The 24,148-nt window shown below is 66.1% G+C and carries 19 protein-coding genes; 16 read left to right on the top strand and 3 right to left on the bottom strand.

All coding sequences use genetic code 11. The features are described 5' to 3' along the window. Window positions 1-9: 9 nt before the first annotated feature. From icmH to tssJ, 3 genes are all read right to left on the bottom strand, one after another. Complete coding sequence (icmH, locus tag IB259_RS14800; protein WP_223283522.1) at window positions 10-765, bottom strand: type IVB secretion system protein IcmH/DotU; 756 nt, start codon at window positions 763-765, stop codon at window positions 10-12. Window positions 766-798: 33 nt separating this feature from the next. Next, window positions 799-2,145, bottom strand: coding sequence for a type VI secretion system baseplate subunit TssK (gene tssK, locus IB259_RS14795; RefSeq protein ID WP_054452043.1), 1,347 nt, complete (start codon window positions 2,143-2,145; stop codon window positions 799-801). 65 nt (window positions 2,146-2,210) lie between these two features. After that, window positions 2,211-2,828 carry a type VI secretion system lipoprotein TssJ gene (gene tssJ / locus IB259_RS14790; protein ID WP_225588881.1) on the bottom strand — a complete coding sequence of 206 codons (618 nt, stop codon included), beginning with the start codon at window positions 2,826-2,828 and terminating at the stop codon, window positions 2,211-2,213. A 189-nt stretch (window positions 2,829-3,017) separates the two neighbouring features. Between tssJ and IB259_RS14785 the strand changes: the two genes are divergently transcribed. The 16 genes from IB259_RS14785 to tcuB all read left to right on the top strand — a co-directional run bounded on the left by IB259_RS14785 (window position 3,018) and on the right by tcuB (window position 24,111). Beyond that, window positions 3,018-3,683: a hypothetical protein gene (locus tag IB259_RS14785; protein ID WP_054452042.1), complete on the top strand. Its 666-nt coding sequence runs from the start codon at window positions 3,018-3,020 to the stop codon at window positions 3,681-3,683. A 45-nt stretch (window positions 3,684-3,728) separates the two neighbouring features. After that, entirely contained in the window at window positions 3,729-4,253 is a 525-nt protein-coding gene (tssB, locus tag IB259_RS14780) for a type VI secretion system contractile sheath small subunit (protein WP_013396290.1), read from the top strand. Continuing rightward, window positions 4,246-5,739: a type VI secretion system contractile sheath large subunit gene (gene tssC, locus IB259_RS14775; protein ID WP_059371264.1), complete on the top strand. Its 1,494-nt coding sequence runs from the start codon at window positions 4,246-4,248 to the stop codon at window positions 5,737-5,739. The genes tssB and tssC overlap by 8 nt, the downstream gene beginning before the upstream one ends. Before the next feature lie 41 nt (window positions 5,740-5,780). After that, window positions 5,781-6,284, top strand: a complete 504-nt coding sequence (locus IB259_RS14770) for a type VI secretion system tube protein Hcp (RefSeq protein WP_006395404.1) — start codon at window positions 5,781-5,783, stop codon at window positions 6,282-6,284. Between the two features lie 62 nt (window positions 6,285-6,346). Further along, the gene (gene tssE / locus IB259_RS14765) at window positions 6,347-6,832 is read left to right on the top strand and encodes a type VI secretion system baseplate subunit TssE (RefSeq protein WP_054452040.1); all 486 of its coding nucleotides are present in this window, start codon (window positions 6,347-6,349) and stop codon (window positions 6,830-6,832) included. Window positions 6,833-6,886: 54 nt separating this feature from the next. After that, window positions 6,887-8,725 carry a type VI secretion system baseplate subunit TssF gene (gene tssF, locus IB259_RS14760; protein WP_175161380.1) on the top strand — a complete coding sequence of 613 codons (1,839 nt, stop codon included), beginning with the start codon at window positions 6,887-6,889 and terminating at the stop codon, window positions 8,723-8,725. Further along, window positions 8,689-9,780 carry a type VI secretion system baseplate subunit TssG gene (tssG, locus tag IB259_RS14755; protein ID WP_175161300.1) on the top strand — a complete coding sequence of 364 codons (1,092 nt, stop codon included), beginning with the start codon at window positions 8,689-8,691 and terminating at the stop codon, window positions 9,778-9,780. The genes tssF and tssG overlap by 37 nt, the downstream gene beginning before the upstream one ends. 18 nt (window positions 9,781-9,798) lie before the next feature. Continuing rightward, entirely contained in the window at window positions 9,799-12,498 is a 2,700-nt protein-coding gene (gene tssH, locus IB259_RS14750; protein WP_192329391.1) for a type VI secretion system ATPase TssH, read from the top strand. Between the two features lie 14 nt (window positions 12,499-12,512). Then, on the top strand, window positions 12,513-15,215 hold the full coding sequence (locus IB259_RS14745; RefSeq protein WP_192329389.1) for a type VI secretion system Vgr family protein: 2,703 nt from the start codon (window positions 12,513-12,515) through the stop codon (window positions 15,213-15,215). A 17-nt stretch (window positions 15,216-15,232) separates the two neighbouring features. Beyond that, window positions 15,233-16,078 carry a DUF4123 domain-containing protein gene (locus IB259_RS14740; RefSeq protein ID WP_054452036.1) on the top strand — a complete coding sequence of 282 codons (846 nt, stop codon included), beginning with the start codon at window positions 15,233-15,235 and terminating at the stop codon, window positions 16,076-16,078. After that, window positions 16,068-18,704 carry a T6SS effector BTH_I2691 family protein gene (locus IB259_RS14735; protein ID WP_054452035.1) on the top strand — a complete coding sequence of 879 codons (2,637 nt, stop codon included), beginning with the start codon at window positions 16,068-16,070 and terminating at the stop codon, window positions 18,702-18,704. The genes IB259_RS14740 and IB259_RS14735 overlap by 11 nt, the downstream gene beginning before the upstream one ends. Before the next feature lie 17 nt (window positions 18,705-18,721). After that, window positions 18,722-19,633 carry a DUF6708 domain-containing protein gene (locus IB259_RS14730; protein ID WP_225596861.1) on the top strand — a complete coding sequence of 304 codons (912 nt, stop codon included), beginning with the start codon at window positions 18,722-18,724 and terminating at the stop codon, window positions 19,631-19,633. 80 nt (window positions 19,634-19,713) lie between these two features. Continuing rightward, on the top strand, window positions 19,714-20,412 hold the full coding sequence (locus tag IB259_RS14725; protein ID WP_119450347.1) for a glutathione S-transferase N-terminal domain-containing protein: 699 nt from the start codon (window positions 19,714-19,716) through the stop codon (window positions 20,410-20,412). A gap of 63 nt (window positions 20,413-20,475) precedes the next feature. Continuing rightward, window positions 20,476-21,402, top strand: a complete 927-nt coding sequence (locus tag IB259_RS14720; protein ID WP_192329385.1) for a LysR family transcriptional regulator — start codon at window positions 20,476-20,478, stop codon at window positions 21,400-21,402. A gap of 77 nt (window positions 21,403-21,479) precedes the next feature. Next, window positions 21,480-22,895 (top strand): FAD-dependent tricarballylate dehydrogenase TcuA, encoded by a 1,416-nt coding sequence (tcuA, locus tag IB259_RS14715; protein WP_125470132.1) that lies wholly within the window; start codon window positions 21,480-21,482, stop codon window positions 22,893-22,895. Beyond that, entirely contained in the window at window positions 22,882-24,111 is a 1,230-nt protein-coding gene (tcuB, locus tag IB259_RS14710; protein WP_054452028.1) for a tricarballylate utilization 4Fe-4S protein TcuB, read from the top strand. Before tcuA ends, tcuB begins: the two co-directional genes overlap by 14 nt. Window positions 24,112-24,148 lie beyond the last annotated feature (37 nt).

The raw sequence follows: 24,148 nt of genomic DNA, 5'->3' as shown, positions 1-24,148 counted from the left end.
CTGAGGCCTTCAGGGTAGCGAGATGGTCAGGTGCGCGGCGCGCGGGCCGATCTTGACGATGTCATGGTACGGAGCCATGGCGGTCTGCATGTCGCGGTTCAGGAAGTGGCTCATGCCCAGATAGGCCAGCAGCCCCAGCAGCGCGAACAACGCGCCGATGCTCCACAGCGGCACGTCGCGCTTGAGCGTGTGGGCGATCTTGTCGGGCAGGGGCCAGTGCGGCGCGAAGCCCGCGCGCTTGCCGCGCAGCAACGTGATTTCATCGCCAAGCCGCGCCGTGAGATAGCCCAGCTTCTCCTGGCCTTCGATCATGTACTTGCCCTGGAAGCCCAGCAGCAGGCACATGTAGAACACTTCCAGCGATTGCAGGCGCGGCGCGCCCTGCGCGCGCAGGTCTTCCAGGCGCGCGAAGAAATTCTCGCCCGCAAGCTGTTCGCCAAACAGGGTCAGCTGCAGCGGCTGCAGCATCCAGGCGTCGCGGATGGAAAAGCCCGAATTCAGCACGGTCTCGTCCACCGCGGCGCAAAATGCGTACTTGGTGGCGTAGACGTCCTCGGCCGGAATGTCCATCTTCTTCGCGCTGCGCTCGAAGTCTGCCAGGAACTGCTGCACGCGCGCCGAGAACGAGGCGGCGTCCACGGGTTCCTGGCCGCTTTTCAGCAGGAACAGCATCAGGAAGCCGTCGTACAGCAGGTCCAGCAGGGACTTCGCGGGGCGCGAGCCATAGAAATCGGCGGCTCGGGGAGGGAGCGAGGCTCCGGGCATCAGGGTAGGCGCGGCGGCGGTCATGGGCAGGCTCTAGCGGGTGACGGCGATGAGGTCCAGTTTCAGTTCAGGTATGCCCGAGGGGGCATAGATGGCGATGCTGCGTGCCTGCAGCATGCGGTCATACAGCGAGCCGCGTGTTTGCAGGGTGAAGTAGCAGGCGCCCGGCTTGACGGGCACGGCGGGCGGAACCTGCGGCGTGTAGACGAGCTGCACGCCGGGCATGGCCGAGAGCACCAGCTTTTCCACGTCGTCGGGCGCGCCCACCTTGAAGCGCAACGGCACGGTCTCGGCCAGTTCGCTGGCCGGCGTGGCGGCGGATACCGACAGGTAGAGCGCGGTGGTCTCGTCGAGCTTGCCGGAATCCAGCCGGCCGACGTGGAACGAGGGGCGCAGTTCTTCCAGCACGATGGAGAAGTAGCGGGTGGAGATGACGGTGTCGAGCAGGTCGCGCAGGATTTCGTCCAGCTGCGCGAAGGCCGCGCCCGGCGCGTCATGCTGGTAGGCCGGCAGGTCCGCCAGGGTGTGCACCTTGGAGAAGGTCATGAGCGCGCCGGCCAGCCGCAGCATTTCCTGGAACAGGCGCTCGGGATGCAGCTGCGGGTTGTGGAACAGGTGCGACAGCGCGGAATAGGCTTCGTTGCAGGTGTGCAGCAGCCAGAACGAGGCCACATCGCCCGAGCGGAACTCGATGATGTTCTTGTTCGGTTCGCGGTGAAAGCCATAGAGCGCGTTGACCTTGGCCTGCAGTGCGTCCAGCAGCCGGCGCAGCTGTTCGAACAGCGCGCTGCACGCCTGCACCGTGACGCTGGGGGCGATGAAGCTGGTGTCCAGCTCGTAGCCGGCGCTGGCCGTGCGGCGCACGCGCGCTACGGGAATGGTCAGCAGCGCGTCGCGTGGCTCGTGTTCCGACAGCAGGCGCACGTTCTTGCGCAGGAAGGCAAGTTCGGCCGTGCTGGCGTTGGTGTACAGATCCGGCGCGGGGCTGTCCTGGTGCGCATAGCGCGCATCGAAGCCCTGTTCCTGGCGCGTGTCCCGATAGTTGCCGCCGATGTCCTTCATCGGATGCAGCGCCAGGTAGAACACCGCCGTGCTGGCGCCGTCCAGGCCGTCCAGCGCGACGGCGGGCGGCAGGTCGTCGTTATGGGGGGCGCTGTAGATTTCGCCGTCGGGAAATATCGCGGAGAGCTCGGTGGCGCGCAGCATGCCGTTGGCAAGCGCCGCCGCGTCGAAGCGCGCCGCGCGCAGGCCCCATGCATAGGGATGCAGCGCGCGGCTCATTTCCGCGAGGCGGGCCTCGTGGTACGCGTCTTGGCGTTGAAAATGTTGGGGCCGCAGGAACAGCCCCTCTCCCCACAGTATCTTCGCTGAATGGCTCACGTTTGCTGGCTCTTGCTTCTTATATATAGAGGGCGTCGATGACGGCGGCTAGGCGCGGCTTGCGTTCAGTTCGGGCATTGCACCGAGCCGAGGCGGGCCGGGTCGAAGCCGGGCACGCCCGGTGGCAACACTATCTGTCCGGTGACCACGGTCATCGCGCAGGCATGGGCGCCCATGACGATGCCGGTGTCCTCGGCGGTCTTCACTTCGAATACGTATTTCCAACGCTGCGGCGCGGGCGCGTAGAACAAGCCCGCGACAGCGATGTAGGCGGCGGTTTTAGGCACTTTTTCCAGGTGTTCGTAGCGCTGTCCCGGCGTCAGTGTGACTTCGCGTGCAGCGATGATGCTGTCACCCAACGCCGCCTTTTCGGCGTCAGTATCAACCAATTGCGTGAGCGGTGCGCGCTGAAATGCCTCGGCATTCTTCAAATAGTATATTTTCGTAACCACAGCCATTGGCTGTCCGCTACTCGCATTCAAATTTTCTCCGGCATGTATCGCCAATTTCACATCGATTGGCGCGTTCGGGTCTTTTTTCAGGCCCGCCATATCCATCATGCCGCCGGTCATTCCGGCCACCGCTCCGATCGCTGAAACCGCTGCGCAACCGCTGATTACGGGGCTTGCCGCGATGATGGCCGCTGCTGCCATGCACCGAGAAAAATAGAGATGTTTTGACATGGCTCTTTATACCGGAAGCCTGCGACAACATACAGATCACGGCACGATGAGCGAAGTTTCTGCGCGAGTTACATGAAGTAATGCACTGTAGTGCTGCGCTAACAAAAGGTTGTTGAAATACGCGGCCTTGGTTACACCCTCCTACATACCAAAAAAATGCACATATCCCGGGTTCTCCTCATCGGCGCAATGATGGCCTTCCTCGCGGGCTGCGCCACGTCCCCCAAGCCGCAGACCGACGCCGAGTACAAGCAGTCGATGACGCACGCCACGCAGACGCTGGCTGCCAAGGGCAACGATCAGGCGGTTGCCGAGTTCCAGGAAATAGCCCTGCTCAATCCCGCGCGCGGCGAGCCGTGGTCGTACATCGCCAAGATCCGCTTCGACGAGCAGAAGTACGGCGAGGCCATCGTCGCGGCCGATGAAGCGCTGAACCGCGACCCCGAAGACTTCACCGCCAAGACCGTGCGGGCCGTGGGCGGCCTGCGCGTGGCCATGCAATCGCTGGCCGATCTGCGCGCCAACGCGCTGTTGGCGGGCAACGCCCGCACTGATGCGGTGGCGCTGGCTGCCGCCATGCGTGAAACCCTGGGCCAGGACGTGCTGTTCCCCGAGGGTTACAAGCCCCCGCGCCCGCGCCAGCCGCGGCGCAACGATGCGCAGGGCGCGGCCGCCGCGCAACAGGCCAAGCCTGCCGCCAACGCGGCGGCGGCGACGCCGCCCGCTACGCCTGCGGCCCCCGCGGCGAATTCCGCTGCGGCTCCCGCCGCAAAGCCGCCTGTGGCCCCGGCTGCTTCCGGCGCCGCGCCGGCCGGCCGCGCGCCGGATCCGTTCGGCAACCTCCTCAAACCCTGATCGGGCCCCACGGCCTCTTCACTATGCACTTCGCTTGGAGCCCCCATGGCTAAGAAAGAAAGCGTTCAGAAAAGACTCCAGAAAGTACGTCCGCCGCGCGTGCAGCTGACCTATGACGTCGAGAAGGGCGACGCGATCGAGCAGAAGGAACTGCCGTTTGTCGTGGGCGTGGTCGGCGACTTCAGCGCGCAGTCCGAAGCCGAGCTGCCGCGCCTGAAAGACCGCAAGTTCGTCAACATCGACGTCGACAACTTCGACGACGTGATGCGCGGCCTGGAGCCGCGCGCCGCGTACCGCGTGAAGAACCGCCTGACCGACGAAGGCGGCACCTTCGGCGTGGACCTGAAGTTCCGCTCGGTCGAGGACTTCCGGCCCGAGGCCGTGGTGCAGCAGATCGAGCCGCTCAAGGAGTTGCTGGACATCCGCACCAAGCTGGCCGACCTGCGCAACAAGCTGGCGGGCAACGACAAGCTGGAAGACCTGTTGGGCGAAGTGCTCAGCAGCACTGAAAAACTGCAGCAACTGACCAGCGAAGCCGGCAAGAACGGCAAGGGAGGCAGCAATGAGTAATTCCGCCGCCGCGCAGAACGTATCCGCGCCCGCCGCCGAGGCCGACTCGGGCCTGCTGGACCAGATCGTCGAACAGAGCCGCGTGGCCAAGTCCACGGCCGAGCACGACCGCGCCAAGGATCTCATCGGCGAGCTGGCCCGTGAAGTCATGAAGGGCACCGTCGTGGTCTCGGACAACCTGTCCGCGATGCTCGACGCCCGCGTGGCCGAGCTGGACCGCCTGATCTCGGCCCAGCTGAGCGAAGTAATGCACGGCGCCGAGTTCCAGAAGCTGGAAAGCACCTGGCGCGGCCTGCATTACCTGTGCCAGGAGAGCAACACCGGCCCGATGCTGAAGATCAAGGTGCTCAACGTCACCAAGCGCGATCTGGTGCGCGACTTCCAGACCGCCATCGACTTCGACCAGAGCCTGATGTTCAAGAAGGTCTACGAAGAAGAGTTCGGGACCTTCGGCGGTTCGCCGTTCGGCGCGCTGCTGGGCAACTTCGAGATCACGCGCCAGCCCGAGGACATGTACTTCATCGAACAGATGTCGCACGTGGCCGCGGCTTCGCATGCGCCCTTCATCGCCTCGGCCTCGCCCGAGCTGCTGGGCCTGGACAGCTTTGCCGACCTGGGCCGCCCGCGCGACCTGGCCAAGGTGTTCGATACCGTGGAATACACCAAGTGGCGCAGCTTCCGCGATTCGGAAGACTCGCGTTACGTGGGCCTGACCATGCCGCGCTTCCTGGGCCGCCTGCCCTATGACCCGAAGGAAGGCACTTCGGTAGAGGGCTTCAATTTCGTCGAGGAAGTGGACGGCACCGACCATGCCAAGTACCTGTGGTGCAACGCCGCCTGGGCCTTCGGCGCGCGCCTGACTGCGGCCTTTGCCGACTTCGGCTGGTGCGCGGCGATCCGCGGCGTGGAAGGCGGCGGCCTGGTCGAGAACCTGCCGACCCACACTTTCAAGACCGACGACGGCGAAATCGCCCTGAAGTGCCCGACGGAGATCGCCATCACCGACCGGCGCGAAAAGGAATTGAGCGACCTGGGCCTGATTCCGCTGGTGCATTGCAAGAACTCGGACTACGCCGCGTTCTTCGGCGCGCAGTCGGTGCAGAAGGCCAAGAAGTACAACACCGACAGCGCCAACGCCAACGCGGTGCTGTCGGCCCAGCTGCAATACATCTTTTCGGTATCGCGCGTGGCGCACTACCTGAAGGCCATGATGCGAGACAAGATCGGCAGCTTTGCCTCCGCGCAATCTGTCGAGAGCTTCCTGAACCGCTGGGTCTCGCAGTACGTGCTGCTGGACGACAACGCGAGCCAGGAGCAGAAGGCGCAGTTCCCCTTGCGGGAAGCATCGGTGCAGGTTGCCGAGGTGCCGGGGCGTCCCGGCGTGTTCCGGGCCGTGGCGTTCCTGCGGCCTCACTTCCAGCTCGATGAGCTTTCGATTTCGTTGCGCCTGGTCGCGGAACTCCCCGCCCAAGCCCAGAAGTCGTGACCACCGTCGGATTCGACGATTTTTAACCAGAGAGGCTATTAATGAAGGACATCTACGTCAAATTCGGCAACCCCGCACTCAAGGGCGAGTCGCAGGACAAGGACCATCCGGACTGGATCGAAGTCGGATCGTGGCGCCATGAAATCATCCAGCCGCGTTCGGCTACCGCCTCCACCTCCGGCGGCCACACCGCCGAGCGCACCGAGCATGGCGAGATGGTCTTCACCAAGGACCTGGACGTGGTCAGCCCGCTGCTGTATCAGCACGCATCCGGCGGCACGACGTTCGACGAAGTGACCATCGATTTCCTGCGCGCCGACGGCGAAGGCAACCGCGTCAAGTACCTGGAAATCAAGCTCAAGTACGTGATCATCTCGCGCGTGGCGCCGGAAGTCGTCAGCGAAGGCCTGCCGCACGAATCGTTCTCGCTGAAGTACGCCGCCGTTCAGTGGAAGTACACGCAGCAGAAGGTGGGCGGCAACCAGGGCGGCAACGCCCAGGGCGCATGGAGCCTCACCAAGAACGACAAGACGTACTCGGTCTGAACCTGACCGCATGAACGGCAAAGGCCCCGGCCGGTCCGGCGCCTTTGCTCAATGAGGCCGCGATGAAGGGATTCGAACCCAGCCTGTTCGACAAGTTGTTCGACGGCGACGGGCAGACACCGCATGCGTTGCGACGCCTGTCGGTGGAAGAAATCAAGGAAACGGTCGCGCGCGACATCGAGGCCCTGCTCAATACGCGCATGGTCTTCACAGAAGACTCGCTCAAGCGCTTTCCGAACTGCCAGCGGTCCATCCTGACCTATGGCTTGTCGGATTTTTCCGGCCTGAGCCTGGCCAGTCACTACGACCGCGAGTTCATCTGCCGGTCGCTGGAGCAGGCGATCGCCCGCCATGAGCCGCGCCTGACGCATGTGCGGGTGTTGCTGCAGGTGGACAGCCGCGCGACCTCGGTGCTGTATTTCGCGATTACCGCGATGCTGGACGTGGGGCCTGCGCATGAGCCGGTCACGTTCGACGCGACGTTGCAGCCGTCCACCTTGCAGTACTCGGTGAGCAAGGGCCGGGCCAAGGCCGCGGCGGCCGCCTGATAACAAACCATGCACGCGGGCGCCGGCGGCAAGCCGCCGGCGAAGAAGGGAAAGATGGAAGAACTGCTGCCTTACTACGAACGCGAACTGGGCTTTCTGCGCGGTTCGTCGCGCGATTTTGCGCAGCGCTATCCCAAGATCGCCGCGCGGCTCGGGCTATCCGGCGAAACCTGCGAGGATCCGCACGTCGAGCGGATGATCGAATCGTTCGCGCTGCTGGGCGCACGCATCAACAAGAAACTGGACGACGACTATCCGGAATTCACGGAAGCGTTGTTCGAGGTCATGTACCCGCATTACCTGCGCCCGTTCCCTTCGTGCTCGGTGGCGCAGTTCGACATGGGCGGCATGGCCTCGCAGCTGACCGCGCCGGTGCGCATGGCGCGCGGCACGGAATTGAAGTCGCATCCCGTGCGCGGCGTGGCGTGCCGTTTCCGCACGGCGTATGACGTGACCCTGGCGCCGGTGAGCGTACGCCAGGCGGTGTTCGCGGCCACGGCCAATGCACCGTCTGCAGCCAGCCTGCCGGCGGGCGTGACGGGCCGGTTGTCGCTGACGCTGGCCTGCCTGGCAGAAACCCAGAATTTTTCCACCCTGGCGGTGGACCGCCTGCGCGTATACCTGCATGGCGAGCCCTCATTCGTAGCCGCGCTGCGAGACTGCCTGTTCCTGCGCACCGCCGCGGCCTATCTTGAAACACAGCCGGGCCGCTGGAACCGCATGCAGGATGTGCCGCTGGCGGAGGTGGGGCTGTCCGAGGACGAAGCCCTGATCGACTTCCCGGCCAGCTCGCATCCCGCCTACCGGCTGCTGGCGGAGTACTTCGCGTTCTCCGAGAAATTCAACTTCGTGGACATCGACCTCGCGGCGCTCAGGCGCGCGGCAGGGCCGGTGCGTGAAATCACCCTGCATCTGGCATTGAAGGGCGTGCGCGCGGATTCGAACACGGCGCGCCTGCTGGAGTCGGCCTCCGCGGACAATTTCCGGCTGGGCTGCACGCCCGTGGTCAACCTGTTCGCGCAACGCGCCGATCCCATCCGCGTCACCCATGCGCAGGCGTCCTATCCGGTGGTGGCCGACGCGCGCCGCGCCTATGGCTACGAGATCTATTCGATCGACCGCGTGCGCCAGGTGCGGCAGAACATGCAGGGCGATTCGGTGGTGGAATTCCGACCCTTCTATTCGCTGCATCATGGCGAAACGCCCGAGGGCGCCGGTCACTACTGGACGGCGCGACGCAATGCCATGGTGGCCGAGCGCAGTCCGGGCTACGAAATGGAGTTGTCCATCGTCGACATCGATTTCGATCCCTCGCTGCCGCAGACCGAGACCCTCAGCCTGGAACTGACCTGCACCAACCGTGACCTGCCCGCGCATCTGGCGGTGGGGCAGCCGGGCGGGGACCTGTTCCTGGAGGGCGGCTCGATCGCGCGTGAGATCCGCATGTTGCGCCGGCCGACGCACACGCATCGTTTCCAGCAGGGGCGGGCGGCGCACTGGCGCCTTATTTCGCATCTGGCTCTGAACCACCTGTCGCTGGTCCACAGCGGTCTGCCTGCGTTGAAAGAGACGCTGCGGCTGTATGACCTGTCGCACTCCGCGGTGGCGGCGCGCCAGATAGAAGGGCTGGTCGGCCTGGACTACAAGCCTGCCACGCACTGGATGCCCGGCGAGCCGTTCGCGACCTTCGTGCGCGGCATCGAGATCCGGCTGACGATCAACGAAGACAACTTCGTCGGCACCAGCCTGCATGCCTTCGTGGCGGTGATCAACCGCTTTTTCGGCCTATACGTGCATGCCAACAGCTTCGTGCAGCTGGTTGTGCTGTCGCGCCGCGGCGCGGAAGAAATCCTACGGTGCGCTCCATGCAACGGCGACGCGATCCTAGCGTAATCGAATCGCTGCTGGCCGAGCCGCAGCGCTTCAAGTTTTTCCAGGCCGTGCGCGTGCTGGAGTCGTGGTTCGCGCGGCAGGAAGGCAGCCGCGCGCGCAACGCTGTGCCCGCGCACCTGCGCTTCCTGAACTCGTCTTCGCTGGGCTTTCCCGCCAGCGAGATCGCCGCGCTGACAGCCTATGACAAGCAGGGCCAGGCGCTGGAAGACACCGAAGCGCGGCTGGCGGCGCTGGCAGCGGGCAACCTGGGACGAGTGGAGATCGAACCGGCCTTCTTTGGCCTGTTGGGCGCACAGGGCGCCATGCCGCTGCATTACACCGAGATCCTGAGCACGCGCGAGAGCTCGCGGCGCGACCGCGGCGCCCGCGCCTTCTTCGATATCTTCTCCAACCGGGCGGCGGCGCTGTTCTACGCGGCCTGGAAGAAGTACCGCATGCCGGTGCGGCACGAGACCGAACAGGACCACCATTACCTGCCGCTGCTGCTGGCGCTGGGCGGCATCGGCCATCCGGCGCTGCGCGACCGCCTGCAGTCGGGGCAGGGTCGGGTGTTCGACGAATCGCTGGCGCACTACGCCGCGGCCGCGCGCCAACGGCCGGTATCGGCGGCCTACCTGCAACGGGTACTGGCGGACTACTTCCAGGTGCCGCTGCGGGTGGAGCAGTTCGTCGGGCGCTGGTATCACGTGCCGCCGCAGAACCGCACGCAGCTGGGCATGCCTGGCGCGGTGCTAGGCGTGTCGGCCATGGCCGGCGACCGCATCTGGCAGCGCGACATGCGCATCCGGCTGTGGATCGGCCCCTTGTCCAAGGACGCGTTCACCGACTTCCTGCCCGGCGGTGCGCGCGCCCAGGCGCTGGAGAAACTCCTGACCATGTTCGGCGGCATGAGCTTCGAATACGAAGTGCGGCTGGTGATGGCCAAGGAAGACGTGGGCGGCAGCGTGCTGGGCGAAGGCGGCGGCGCGCGCCTGGGCTGGAACTCCTTTCTTTGCACCGAAGCGGTGGCATCGGACCGCGATGACGCCAGCTACGAATTGCACACCATCCATTGAGACTAGACGACCTGGAATATGGCCACACCCTTGAAGACCCTGATTGGAAAGCTCAACCAGACCTGCCGCCAGGCGGCCGAGCGCGCCGCCAGCCTGTGCATGGCGCAGGGGCATTATGAGGTGGACTTGGAGCACCTGTTCCTGGCGCTGCTGGAAAAGCCGGCCAGCGATTTCAGCATGGTGGCGCGGCGCAGCGGTATAGAGGCCTCGGTGCTGGAAGCGGACCTGAACGCCGAGATCCGCGGCTTCAAGAATGGCAACACGCGCACGCCGGTGTTTTCGCCGCATCTGCCGCGGCTGTTCGAACATGCCTGGCTGATTGCTTCGCTGGACACGCAGACCACGCGCATCCGTTCCGGCCATCTGCTGCTGGCCTTGCTGACCGAGCCCGACCTGGCCCAATTAGCGCGCCGCGGTTCGCGCCTGTTCGAATCGTTCAGGCTGGATGAACTGAAGCACGATTTCGCCGCGCTGACGGCGGGCTCCGAAGAGGCGGGCCAGTCGGTGGCGCTGGGCGACAGTCCGGCGGCGGACGCTGCCCAGGACGGCGCGGCCCCTGCTGCAGGCCTGTCCAAGACGCCGGCGCTCGACCAATACACCGCCAACCTGACCGAGCGCGCGCGCGAAGGCAAGATCGATCCGGTGATCGGGCGCGATGCCGAAATCCGCCAGATGATCGACATCCTGACGCGTCGCCGCCAGAACAATCCCATCCTGACCGGCGAGGCCGGCGTGGGCAAGACCGCGGTGGTCGAGGGGCTGGCGCTGCGCATCGTGGCGGGCGACGTGCCGCCGGCGCTGGCGGGCGTGGCCCTGCGCACGCTGGACATGGGCCTGTTGCAGGCCGGCGCCAGCGTCAAGGGCGAATTCGAGAACCGTCTGAAGAATGTGATCGACGAGGTCAAGCAAAGCTCCACGCCCATCATCCTGTTCATCGACGAAGCCCACACCATGATAGGCGCGGGCGGGCAGGCCGGACAGAACGACGCAGCCAACCTGCTCAAGCCGGCGCTGGCGCGCGGTGAACTGCGCACCATCGCCGCCACCACCTGGAGCGAATACAAGAAGTACTTTGAGAAGGACGCCGCGCTGGCGCGCCGCTTCCAGGTCGTGAAGGTGGAAGAACCCAGCGAGGAACTGGCCGCCAGCATGCTGCGCGGCATGGCGCCGCTGATGGAGCAGCACTTCGGCGTGCGCGTGCTGGACGAGGCCATCGTGGCCGCCGCGCGTCTGTCGCACCGCTATATCAGCGGCCGCCAGCTGCCGGACAAGGCCGTCAGTGTGCTGGACACGGCCTGCGCGCGCGTGGCCTTGGGCCGCAGCGCCACGCCGGCACTGATCGATGACGCGCGCCACCGCCTGGCGCGCCTGGAGACCGAACGCGCCGCCCTGCGCCGCGAAGCCGCGGCGGGCGCGGCGCAATCCGCGCGCCTGCGCGAACTGGATCAGGAAATGGACGCCACGCGCGCCGCGTTGACGGACGCGGAAGCGCGGCTGGAGCAGGAAAGCGAGCTGGTCAGGCAGATCCACGCGCTGCGCGAGGAACTGGAAGCGGCGGGAACGGACGTGACGCCGGAGCCCGCCGGCAAGCGCCGCTCGGGCAAGGCGGCCGAACCCATCGCCACGCCCGGCCAGGCGCAACTGGCCGAACTGCAGCAGCAACTGCGCGCCTTGCAGGGCGAGGCGCCGTTGGTGCCGGCCTTCGTGGACGCGCAGGTCATCGCCGAGATCGTGTCGGCCTGGACTGGCATTCCGCTGGGCCGTATGGTCAACGACGAAATCCGCACGGTGCTGGAACTGCAGCCACTGCTGGCCGAACGCGTCATCGGCCAGGACCATGCCTTGCACGCCATCGCGCAGCGCGTGCGCACCGCGCGCGCCGGCCTGGAGGACCCGAACAAACCCAAGGGCGTGTTCCTCTTCATTGGCCCCTCGGGCGTGGGCAAGACCGAGACCGCGCTGGCCGTGGCCGACGTGCTGTATGGCGGCGAACGCAAGCTGGTCACCATCAACATGAGCGAGTACCAGGAAGCCCACAGCGTATCGGGCCTGAAGGGCTCGCCGCCGGGCTACGTGGGCTACGGCGAGGGCGGCGTTCTGACCGAGGCGGTGCGCCGCCAGCCCTACAGCGTGGTGCTGCTGGACGAAATCGAGAAGGCTCATCCGGACGTGCTGGAGCTGTTCTTCCAGGTGTTCGACAAGGGCGTGATGGACGACGCCGAAGGCCGCGAAATCGATTTCCGCAACACGCTCATCATCCTGACCTCCAATGTCGGGTCCTCGGCCATCATGCAGGCGTGCCTGAACAAGAGCGCGGAGGAACGGCCCGATCCCGAGGCCTTGCAGGAACTGTTGGCGCCGCAGCTGTACAAGGCCTTCAAGCCCGCCTTCCTGGGCCGCATGAAGACCATCGCCTATTACCCGGTGGACGACGACGCGCTGGCCCGCATCATCGGGCTGAAGCTCGGCCGCATCGCGCAGCGGGTCCAGGCCAATCACCGCGCCGTCTTCGAATGGGACGAGGCGCTGGTGGAGGCCGTGCTGGCGCGCTGCACCGAGGTGGATACGGGGGCGCGCAACGTCGACCACATCCTGAATGGCACGCTGTTGCCGCAAATCGCGGAACAGGTGCTGGGCCGCATGGCGCAGGGCGAGGCCATCGCCCGCATCCGCGTTACCGCCGGCAAGAACGGCGATTTCCGTTACCGCCTTGCCTGACGCCGGAGTCTGACATGCCGATGGATAATGCCGGCCTTTCCCGAATGTCGATCGCGTCGGTCGACCAGGCCAACCGTTTGCTGGACCTGCGCACGCCGCTGGGCGCCAACCGGCTCGTCGCGGAAACGCTGTCCGCCACGGAGACCCTGTCGGACGGCGCGTTCCGGCTGGAACTGACGGCGCTGTCGGACGATGCCGGCATCCCCTTGTCCGAACTGCTGGGCAAGCCGGCGACGCTGCGCCTGCAGACCGCGCTGGGCCGCGAACAGCCCCGTGTCTGGAATGGCTACATCATGGCGGCCGAGTTCCAGGGCGCCAACGGCGGGCTGGCGCGCTATGGATTGACGCTGGAGCCCTGGCTCGCGTTTCTGCGCGCGCGCCGCGACAGCTTTGCCTATCAGGACAAGACAGTCATTGAAATCGTCGACAGCATCTTCGGCGATTACAAGGACCAGGGGGGGCTGGCGCCGCAATGGCGTTGGGTGGTGAAGGACCGCGCCGCCTACGCCAAGCGCAGCCTCACCGTGCAGTATCGCGAAACCGATCATGCCTTCGTCGAGCGCCTGCTGGCCGAAGAAGGCCTGTTTTACTGGGTGGAGCATGAGGCCGGCGAAGGCGAGGGCAGCCACACGCTGATCATTGCCGACCACAACGGCGCCTTTCAGCCCGGCCCGCAGGCCAGCGTGCGCTTCGCGCGCGCCGACGTGACGGAGACCGAGGACAGCATCCAGCAATGGAGCCGGCGCGCACGCTGGCAAACCAATGCGGTGCGCATGGCCAGCTGGGACTACCGCAGCGCCCAGGCCAGGCCGGTGGCGGCCCAGGTCGATGGCGGCGGCGCGAAGGGCGCGATGGATCTGGTCGTCAATGACTATCCCGGCCAGTACGCCTACGAGGACAGTGCGCAGGGCGAACGCCTGGCGCACATCGCGCTGGCCGCGCTGCGCGTGGGCCAGGAAAGCTGCGAAGGCGCGGGCACGGTGCGCACGCTGGCGCCGGGCCAGCGCTTTGAGCTGACCGGGCATTATCAGCAGGGCGGGGCCGCCTATGTGGCGATCGCCGTGCGGCACGAGGCCCGCAACAACTTCGACGAGGACCTGGGCCGCGCCGTGCGCGAGGCGCTGGGCGAGACCGGTCCGCAGGCAGCCGAGGCCGACTTCTACCGCAATACCTTTACCTGCATCGGCATCGATACGGAATTCCGCAAGGCCACGCGCGACGGGCACGGCGAACGCCTGCATCCGCGGCCCACCGTGTACGGCGCGCAGACCGCGCTGGTGGTGGGCGCCGAGGCGCCGGTGCACACCGACCGCGATCACCGCGTCAAGGTGCAGTTCCATTGGCAACGCGGCAAGGCTTCCAGCAGCCGCCTGGAGCATCCTTCGGGCGACGAGAACGCGCCGGCCAAGGACGAACTTGGCACGTGGGTGCGGGTGGCGGAGTCCGTGGCGGGCGGCGACTGGGGCGGGAATTTCGTGCCGCGCGTCGGCCAGGAAGTGCTGGTCGAGTTCCTGCACGGCGACATCGACCGCCCCGTGGTGGTGGGCGCGCTCTACAACGGCGCAGGCGCCGAGGACGCCGCGCACAACCAGGTGCAAGGCGGCGCCGCCAACGCCACCGGCAACGCGCCCGCCTGGTTCGCGGGCGGCGCCGACGGCCATGCGCACAATGTGGTGATGTCAGGCTTCAAGACACAGGCGCTTGCCAGCAGCGGGCAGGGCACTGGCGGCTACAACCAGCTGGTGCACGATGACACGCCCGGACAGTCGCGCCTGACGGCGTCGACCACGCAGGCAGAGAGCCGCTTGAACCTCGGTCATATCAAGCAGCAGCGCGACAACGAAAGACTGCAGGACCTGGGCCACGGCGCGGAACTGTCGACCCGAGAGGCGGTGGCGCTGCGCGGCGGCTCCGGTCTGCTGATCAGCGCGGACCTGCGCGGGAACGCCGAGGGTGCGTTGCTGGACAGCTCGGAAGCGGCCAAGCAGATCGAGCGGGCGGCGCGTTCAGCGGAGGAGTTGGCGCAGGCGGCAGCGCGACAGAAGGCGGTGCTGGAAGACGGTCCGGAAACACTGCCGGCGCAGGATGCATTGAAGCACGTCCTGGAGGTGATCGACGCGAAGCAGGACGCGCCCGAGGGCGAGCCCGTTGCCGCCTATAGCGAACCACAGTTGCAGGTGAGCGCGCCCAGCGGCATCGGCCAATACACGCCGGCCGACGCCTTCCTGGCGGCCGGGGCGTCGTTGGCGCAGGTGGCGCCGGACGTGAACTGGGTCAGCAGCGCCAACCTGGCGGTGGGCGTGGCCGGCGGCGCGGTGTTGTTCACGCTTGGCCGCAAGGCGTCCGGCGGCAGCCCGGTGCAGGGCCAGGGGCTGCTGCTGCATGCGGCGGGCGGCAAGCTGCGCCTGCACAGTCAGGATGCCAAGATGACTCTGTCCGCGGAAAAGGCGGTGACCTTCGCGTCGGCGCAGGCCGGCGTGACGGTGCAGGCGGCCAAGCGCGTGCTGGCGACGGCCGGCGGCGCCTATGTGCGGGTGGAAGGCGGCGGCATTCAGCTCCATGCGCCGGGGAAGGTCGAGCTGAAGGCCGGCGTGCATAACTGGGTCGGCCCGGAAAGCAGCCAGGCGAACCTGGTCTTCAACGAAGCCAGCCCCTTGTGCGAAGCGCGCGTGCGCGGCGCGGCCCAGCGCGGCGGCGCCGTGGTGCCGCTGGGTTGAGGCGGGAGGAAGGCGGCATGCTCGATTACCAGGCTTTCAGCGCCCATGGCTTTGGCCTCATCCAGGACGAGCGGACGGCCGGCGTGCCGGCCTGCGTCCAGGCCGAAGCCCTGGTGCCGCCGGCGCTACGGAAAATGCCGGGACTCATGCCCCGGTTGGTGGACCTGACCGCAATGCCAGCGGCGGACAAGGCGCAGGCGCTGGCTAGCCTGAACCAGGCCTTGCTCGATGGCGAGGATCTCTGGCTGGGGCTGCTGTTGCAGTCCGATCAGCCCGCCGATGCCGTCGCCGCGCATCTGCGCTCGCGGATGATCGTCGACATCGCGGGACAGGGGCCGTGCTTTTTCCGCTTTTTTGATCCGCGCGTTTTGGTCCAGCTGCCATGGATGTTGGACCCGGCGCAGCTGGTCTGGCTTTGCGGGCCGGTGCAGCGCTTCGTGTTCCACCTGGATGGCGCATGGCGTGCGGTGGCGCGCCCCGACGCCGAGGGGGCGGCGCGTCCGAAGCTGAGCGTGGATCAGTCCTTCGCCTTGACCCAGGTGCAGGCCCTGAATGAAGTGCTGTCGGACCTGGATACGCTGGAGCCCGAAGGGCGCGTCGCCTTGGGCCAGAAGGTGATGGCGCATTTCCGCACGGCCCGCGAACTGGGCCTGGCGACCGCGCAGGAACGCAAGGCGTTTGCACGGCATGCCCTGGACGTGCACCCCGCCTTCCACCGCCACGAGCGGGTCCGCGCCTGCCTGGCAGCAATGCAGCCCGAAGATGATTACCCCTACCTTGCTGCGGTCCAGGACCTGTCCGATGAGGACTGGTCCAGCGTGCGCGCGGATATGGAACGAACTGGAGAGCCCGATGGCCGATGATGCAAAGAACTGCGGGAAGAAGCGCTCGTCGCTGGATTGCGGAGAGGATTGCCCGTTTCACCGGATCGGCCTGCCCATCATGCCGCTGCGCTACGCGGTGCTGAAGAACGACGGTGCCTTTGCGGCGCTGGACGGCGACCTGAACACGCCGCAGCTGGCAGAGCGGCCCCTGGGTGACAGCGCGCGCTATGGCGTGCGGCTGCTGCGTCCGGGCTATCTGTACGTCTATGACGAGGCGCGCTCTGAGCTGAAGGGCTACTACGTCAACGAAAACGCCACGCTGTACAACTTTGATCTCGACAAGCCGGTGCAGGACTGCGACCGGACCTTTACTTGCACGATGGACCACGAAGCCAAGGCTTCGCTGCTGACCATTCCGAACGCCAAAAAAGCGACATTCGTATGGTTGGCGTTTTCGGACGTGCAGTGGACCAAGGACGTGTGCAAGGCGCACAAGGGCAAGAAGGGCGCCGATATGCGCGAGCGGCACATGTTCAAGTTCGATGTGCAGGCCTGGCTCAGCAGCGGCAAGCACGCCAATGCCAAGAGCATCAACACCCTGAAGGATACGGCCGCGGACTACCAGGTGCATCGCAAGCGCGACCTGGATCAACATCAGAAGCAGCAGTTGCTGGGTTGGAGCACCGTCGGCTATTACGACGTGAAGGGCTGGATGGGGGAAATGATCGAGAACGCCGCGGAGGCCTTCCTGCCCGGCAAGGGCCTGATGCTGGCGCTGCCGGACAGCACCGGAATCCTGCAGGATCTCGCGCGGCTGATGCGCATACGCTTCGACGACTTCGTATCGAACAAGGAGGACCTGCGTCCCCTGACCGTGTCGAAGTCCATCGAGTCTCTTAGCGAAATCATCATGCAGTCGGCCGAGAGCGAGTTCCTGGAGCAAAGAGGCCGGGATGCCACCAACCATACGGTCTATGGGACCACGACTCCGAGTATGGGAGCCGGCCCGGGAGGGTCGGGGGCCGGGGGGCTGGCGGTAGGCCAGATGCTGGCGGACTGGCTGATGCCGGAGAACAAGAAGCAGCGCATGGCCGAGGCGGAGGACTATCGCCATCCGACCGAGGCCGAGCGCGGCAAGGTGCGCTGGGAAGCCTGGTCGAAGTACTTCGACAATTACGACGAGAACGCGCGCAGGGCATGGCAGAAGGGATTCGACGAGCGCTTGGCGCAATTCGACGCGGCGACCATCGTGCCCTTGGCGAAGGCGCACGTGGCGTGGATCACCTGCCAGAAAACGCTCGATTCGTTCGAATGCAACTACGACTCCAATAACGCGGATAGCGGTGCGGTTTACCAGACGGTCCTTGCGTTGTGCATCGACGGAACCCAGGACAAGCGCATTTGCTTCAAGCAGTATGCGGACTGGCTACAGGGGGAACCGGACGACACGCGCAACCTGTTGCTGCGCGCCATGTTCCACAACCAGGATTTCGTGGTCAAGAAGGTGGTCGAGGCGCACGAAGCGGCGCTCGACTGGAAGGCCATCCCCTGGGGCAATCTGCACGAGGCCTACAAGACCGGGCTCAAGGTGCTGAGCGAAGGTCAGATGGACAAGACCGCGCGCCTGCTGGAGCAGGTCATGGGGCCGGTTGTGCATGTGCTCAGGCTGGGCGTGGATAGCGGCATCGCGCGCAAGCTGGCGATGTACGTGGGCCTGCTGGCGCGGCAGAACGTGGCGATCGTGGAAGTCGAGGGCGGCAAGAAGGCTTTCCGCGCCGCGCTGATCCGCGAGGTACTGCGCCAGCATGGCAGCCAGGTGAGCATGCGCCAGATGGAGCAGGCGGTGGCGGACGAGCTGCGGCGGTTGGAGGTGCGCGGCGAACAGCTGGAGGGCACCGACAAGAAGCGCTGGTTCATGCTGGTGGACAGGGACGCTGCCGCCAATGTGTCAACGGACCTGCGGGCCGCGGATAGGGCCAGGGCCTTGGCGCAGACCACCATGACGGTCGAGGAATACGAAGCCCGGGAACTGTCGCGCTGGCGCACCGCGATCAACACGGACGTCCGTGTCGGCGTCGTCGGCTGCCTGTTCCAGACTGTGGCGGTGTACAAGCTCTGGAGCGACCTGGAATCGGCCATGCCTCACGAACGCAGCGACGCGAGCTGGAAGTTCGTGGTCGGCATCGCGTCGGCGGGCGGCTCGGTGGCAGACGTACTGGGCGTGGCGCTCAAGAGCCGGCAGGCCGCGGGTATGCGGCTGGGGATTGGGGTGGGACTTGAAACCACCGGTTCTCTGCTGGTGCGATGGGGCGGCCGCATAGGCGTCGTCACTGGCGTCATCATGGCCGTGTTCGATTTCAAATCTGCCGCGGACCAATTCACGATTGAAAAGAACGGCTTGATGGGCGGGCTTTACCTTGCCTCGGGTATCCTCAGCCTGGTTGTCATCGGAGCGTTCGCCCTGTCGGCCACGGTCGTGGGCCTGATCGCGGCGGTGCTCCTGATCATCGTGGCGATATTGATAGAGAAGTTCAAGGGCAACAAGATCGATGAATGGCTGAAGCGCTGTCTGTGGGGGAAACTGCAGGGACAGGCCGGGGCCGATTACTACTATGGGGTGCAGCAAGAGATGAACAGCCTGCGCGTGGCCTTGGGAGGGTCGTGATGGACTTTACGGGACTGATGTCCAGGTTCCCTAACGATCGTCCGCTTTCGGAGTTCGACCGCGAGCATCGCTTGCTGCAAAAGAAGCGTCTCGATGTGCCGCTGCTGGCGCAGCTCTGCGTCGTGAAGATGAATTCCAACAGCCTGCTGTCGGTGGATCGCTGGTATGGCTGGCGAGGCTTTATTGCACTGATCGGCGCCATAGGAATCGCCTTTGGTGTGGGTGGCATCCTGATGCTGGCCTGGATTCTGGTAGTGGGCGATCTGCCCAATGAGAACGGTCTCTGGGAAGCGATCTTCATCGGAATGGCGATGTTCGCCATGCTGGGCTTGGCTGGCGTCTGGATTGCGTGCAAGGAGATGTTCCGTTGGACCTACTATCCCATCGCGCTGGACCGCAAGCGCCGGCTGGTACACGTGTTCCGGCTGAATGGCACCGTCTTGACGGCGCCCTGGGACAAGATTTACTTCACGCTGGGCCGGGGCAAGGGCACGTTCGGCTGGCTCAACTGGGACATACGCGGCCTGATCCTGGCCGAGGACGGCGCCACGGTGCAGGACACCTTCGCCTTTTGCATCGCCACCAGCCGCGTCGAAAATGCCTATTCCCACTGGGAGTTCCTGCGCCGGTACATGGAAGAGGGTCCTCAGGCGGTGCTGGATGCGGTCCTGTACTGCATGCCCGTCGACGGCAAGCGCGAGAGTTTCGCCTTCAGCAAGGAACGCATCTTCGCCAATGATGCGCAGAGCCCTGGCCTCATGTATTTGGTCATGGTGCCCTTCAACTACCTGCATGCCATCATGCGCTGGGCGGTGATGCAGACCAGCAAGATCCCGGCGTTTCCGCCGGAGATCGAGGCCACGCTGCAACCTGAGCCGGGCGACAAGTACGTGCGCGATGCGTCGATGAATCCCGAAGACCTGCGCTAGGGGATTTCATCCGGCGGCGCGGCGGACCGGATTTGCGCTAGGATTACCCCGACCTTTCCGCCCCTCCCTGGAGCCCCCGCATGACCGACCTCAGCGCCTTTCCCATCACCAAGAAGTGGCCCGCCCGGCACCCCGACCGCATCCAGCTGTATTCGCTGCCCACGCCCAATGGCGTGAAGGTGTCGATCCTGCTGGAGGAAACCGGGCTGCCCTACGAGGTCCACCGGGTCAGCTTCGACGCCAAAGACCAGTTTTCGCCCGAATTCCTGTCGCTCAGCCCGAACAACAAGATCCCGGCCATCCTCGATCCCAATGGTCCCGAGGGCAAGCCGCTGGGCCTGTTCGAGTCGGGCGCCATCCTGATCTACCTGGCCAGCAAGGCGGGCAAGTTCCTGCCGGCGGACACGGCGGGGCGCTATGAGACCCTGCAATGGGTCATGTTCCAGATGGGCGGCATCGGCCCGATGTTCGGCCAGCTGGGCTTCTTCCACAAGTTTGCGGGCAAGGACTATGAAGACAAGCGCCCGCGCGACCGCTACGCGGAAGAATCCAAGCGCCTCTTGAACGTGCTGGACCAGCGCCTGGAAGGCCGCGACTGGGTGATGGGCGACGAGTACACCATCGCCGATATCGCCATCCTGCCCTGGGTGCGCAACCTGGTGGGTTTCTACGGCGCGGGCGAGCTGGTGGAGTTCTCGCGCTTCAAGAATGTCGCCCGGGTGCTGGAAGCCTTCGTGGCGCGTCCTGCGGTGGCCAGGGGCCTGACGATCCCCGGATAACGCCGCGCGTACCCTGCCTCTACAATCGGCCCTGTCATTCCTTCTGGAAAGCCGGGGCCGCCCATGGAACTGCGCCAACTGCGTTACTTCGTCCGCGTCGTGGAGGCGGGCAGCATCGGCCGCGCCGCGCAGTCCATAGGCATGGTGACCTCGGCGCTCAGCCAACAGATCAGCCGGCTGGAGGGCGAGCTGTCCACGCGGCTGCTGCGGCGCAGCGCCAGCGGCGTGGAGCCCACCGACGCGGGCTTGGCGTTCTTCCGTCAGGCGCAATTGGCGTTGCGCCACGCCGACGATGCGGTACATGCCGCGCAGCAGGCCAGGCTGGCGGGCCACGTCAGCGTGGGCCTGCCTTCCACCACCGCCGCCATCCTGGGCGCGCCCTTCGTGCAGGCCATGAACGAGCGCTATCCCGACATCCGCCTGCATCTGGTGGAGGCGCTGTCGGGCCATCTGAGCGACATGCTCAACGGCCGCATGCTGGACCTGGCCATCGTGTTCCAGGCCGAATCCGCGCGCCGCTGGAGCGTGACGCCCTTGCTGGACGAGCCGCTGTTCCTGCTGGCGCGGCCGGACATGGCGGGTTTGCCTGCCGGCGAGACCACGCGCATCGAGGCCATTGCGCATCTGCCTCTGGTCCTGCCCAGTGGACGCCACGGGCTGCGGGCGCTGGTCAACAACGCGTATCAGCAGTCGGGCCGCACGCCGCTGGTGGCGGTGGAGGTGGACGGCCTGCCGGTGCTGATGGACGTGGTGCAACTGGGCCACGTGGCCACCATCCAGCCCAGTTCCGCCATGGCCCGGATCGCGCCGGGCCAGCTGCACATGGCGCGCATCGACGACGCGCACCTGTACCGCCCCAATCTGCTGGCCAGCCTGTCCGAGGACGAGCTGTCGCCCGCGGCGCTGGCCGCCCGCCTGGTGCTGGCCGACGTGTCGCGCACGCTGACGCGCGAGGGCAAATGGCCGGTGGTGGCTCTTCACGATTCATGAAGACCTGTTGACGGCTGGCTGATATCGGCGGGCGCTGCCGCTCGCTACAGTCCGTTCCTTGGAAGAGGAACGATGGCATGGTCGACGTCTTGGTGGTGGGAGGGGGCAACGCGGCGCTGTGCGCGGCCCTGATGGCGCGCGAGGCCGGCGCCAGCGTGCTGCTGCTGGAAGCGGCGCCGCGCGAATGGCGCGGCGGCAATTCGCAGCACACGCGCAATCTGCGCTGCATGCACGACGCGCCGCAGGACGTGCTGGTCGAGGCCTATCCCGAGGAAGAATACTGGCAGGATCTGCTCAAGGTGACGGGCGGGCTGACCAACGAGCATCTGGCGCGGCTGGTCATCCGCGAGTCCTCCACCTGTCGCGACTGGATGCGCCGCCATGGCGTGAACTTCCAGCCGCCCTTGTCCGGCGCGCTGCACGTGGCGCGCACCAACGCCTTCTTCATGGGCGGCGGCAAGGCCCTGGTCAACGCCTACTATCGCAGCGCCGAAGCGCTGGGCGTGCAGATCCGCTACGACGCGCCGGTCGACTCGCTGGAGCTGGAGGAAGGGCGCTTCGTGGCGGCGCGCATCGGCCATGAGCGCATCGAGGCGCGCGCCTGCGTGCTGGCGGCCGGCGGCTTCGAATCCAACCGCGAATGGCTGCGCGAAGCCTGGGGCCAGAACGAGCGCGGCGAATGGCCGGCCGACAATTTCCTGATCCGCGGCACGCGCTACAACATGGGCGTGCTGCTGAAGTTCATGCTGGACGCCGGCGCGGACAGCATCGGCGATCCGTCGCAGTCGCATTGCGTGGCAATCGATGCGCGCGCGCCGCTGTACGACGGCGGCATCTGCACGCGCATCGATTGCGTGTCGCTGGGCGTGGTGGTCAACCGGGAGGCCAGGCGCTTCTACGACGAGGGCGAGGACTTCTGGCCCAAGCGCTACGCGATCTGGGGCCGCCTGACAGCCATGCAGCCGGGCCAGATCGCCTATTCCATCATTGACGCCAAGGCCGTGGGCCGCTTCATGCCGCCGGTGTTCCCGGGCGTGCAGGCCGACACCTTGCCGGAACTGGCGGTGAAGCTGGGGCTGGACCCGGCGGTCTTCGAGCAGACCGTGCGCGACTACAACGCGGCCTGCCGCGTCGGCAAGTTCGACCATACGGCGCTGGACGACTGCCATACCGAAGGCCTGGCGCCGGCGAAGACGCACTGGGCGCGGCCCATCGACACGGCGCCGTTCTATGGCTATGCCTTGCGGCCCGGCATCACCTTTACCTACCTGGGCCTGAAGGTGGACGACACCGCCGCGGTCCGGTTCAGCGACGTGCCCAGCGACAACCTGTTCGTCGCGGGCGAAATGATGGCAGGCAATGTGCTGGGCAAGGGCTATACGGCCGGGGTGGGGATGTCCATCGGCACGGCCTTCGGCCGCATCGCCGGCACCCGGGCCGCCGCCGCCGCGCGCGGCCGGCATAACGCGGAAGCACGACATGAAGCAGCTTGAAGCCCTGGCCCGCGAGGCCCAGTCCTTTTCCACGCAGCATGGCGAGGCAGCGCCCGTCATGGCAGAGCAGCCGGTGCGCTGGCATGGCAAACAGGCCGAACGCCGGGCGGATCTGCTGACGGGCGATGAAACCGAAGTCGCCCGCGTCATGCAGATCTGCAACGCCTGCCGCTATTGCGAAGGATTCTGTGCGGTGTTTCCCGCCATGACCCGTCGCCTGGAATTCGGCAAGGCCGACTTGAACTACCTGGCCAACCTGTGCCACAACTGCGGCGCCTGTCTGCATGCCTGCCAGTACGCGCCGCCGCACGAGTTCGCGGTGAACGTGCCGCAATCCATGGCGCGGGTGCGGATGCAGACGTACACCGATTATGCCTGGCCCGCAGCGCTGGGCGCCCTGTATAAGCGCAATGGCCTGACCGTGTCGCTGGCCGCCGCTGCGGGCTTGGCACTGTTCCTGGCGATGGCCGTGCTGATGGCGGGCGGCTTGTTCCATGAGCCCATGGCCGGCAATTTCTACGCGGTGTTCCCGCACAACACGCTGGCGCTGATGTTCGGCGCGGTGTTCGGCTTTGCGATGCTGGCGCTGGGCGTGGGCGTGACGCGCTTCTGGCGCAATGTCAGTCCGGGCGCGGCCACAGGCGCTGCAGTGGCGGAAGCGGCGCATGACGCCCTGCGCCTGCGCTACCTGGATGGGGGGCATGGCAAGGGCTGCAACAACGCGGACGACGCCTTCACCTTGTGGCGCCGCCGCTTCCATCACTTCACGTTCTACGGCTTCATGCTGTGTTTCGCCGCCACCAGCGTGGCGACGCTGTATCACTATCTGCTGGACCAGCAGGCGCCGTATCCCTTCTGGAGCGCGCCTGTGCTGCTGGGTACGGCAGGCGGCGTCGGCCTGTTGATCGGACCCGCGGGACTGCTGTGGTTGAACCTCAAGCGTCATCCACAGCAGGGCGACGCGGCGCAAAAGCCCATGGACCGCGGCTTCATTGCGCTGCTGTTCCTGACCAGCGCCACGGGCCTGGCCTTGCTGGCCGGCCGCGACGGCGGCGCGATGGCGCTGCTGCTGGCGATTCACCTGGGCGTGGTGATGGCGCTATTCCTGACGCTGCCCTACGGCAAGTTCGCCCACGGCATCTATCGTTCGGCCGCGTTGTTGAAGTGGGCCATCGAGAAACGCCAGCCCAACAAGCTGCAACTGGGCTCGGATTGAAGCACCGCGCAGCCGCGCGGCCATGACGGCGTCCGTC

This window comes from Achromobacter sp. ACM04, assembly GCF_014851465.1.
Classification (GTDB): Bacteria; Pseudomonadota; Gammaproteobacteria; order Burkholderiales; family Burkholderiaceae_B; genus Achromobacter; species Achromobacter aegrifaciens.
The sequence above is the reverse complement of the archived record's forward strand: the minus strand, read 5'-3'. Positions and strand labels throughout refer to the sequence as shown.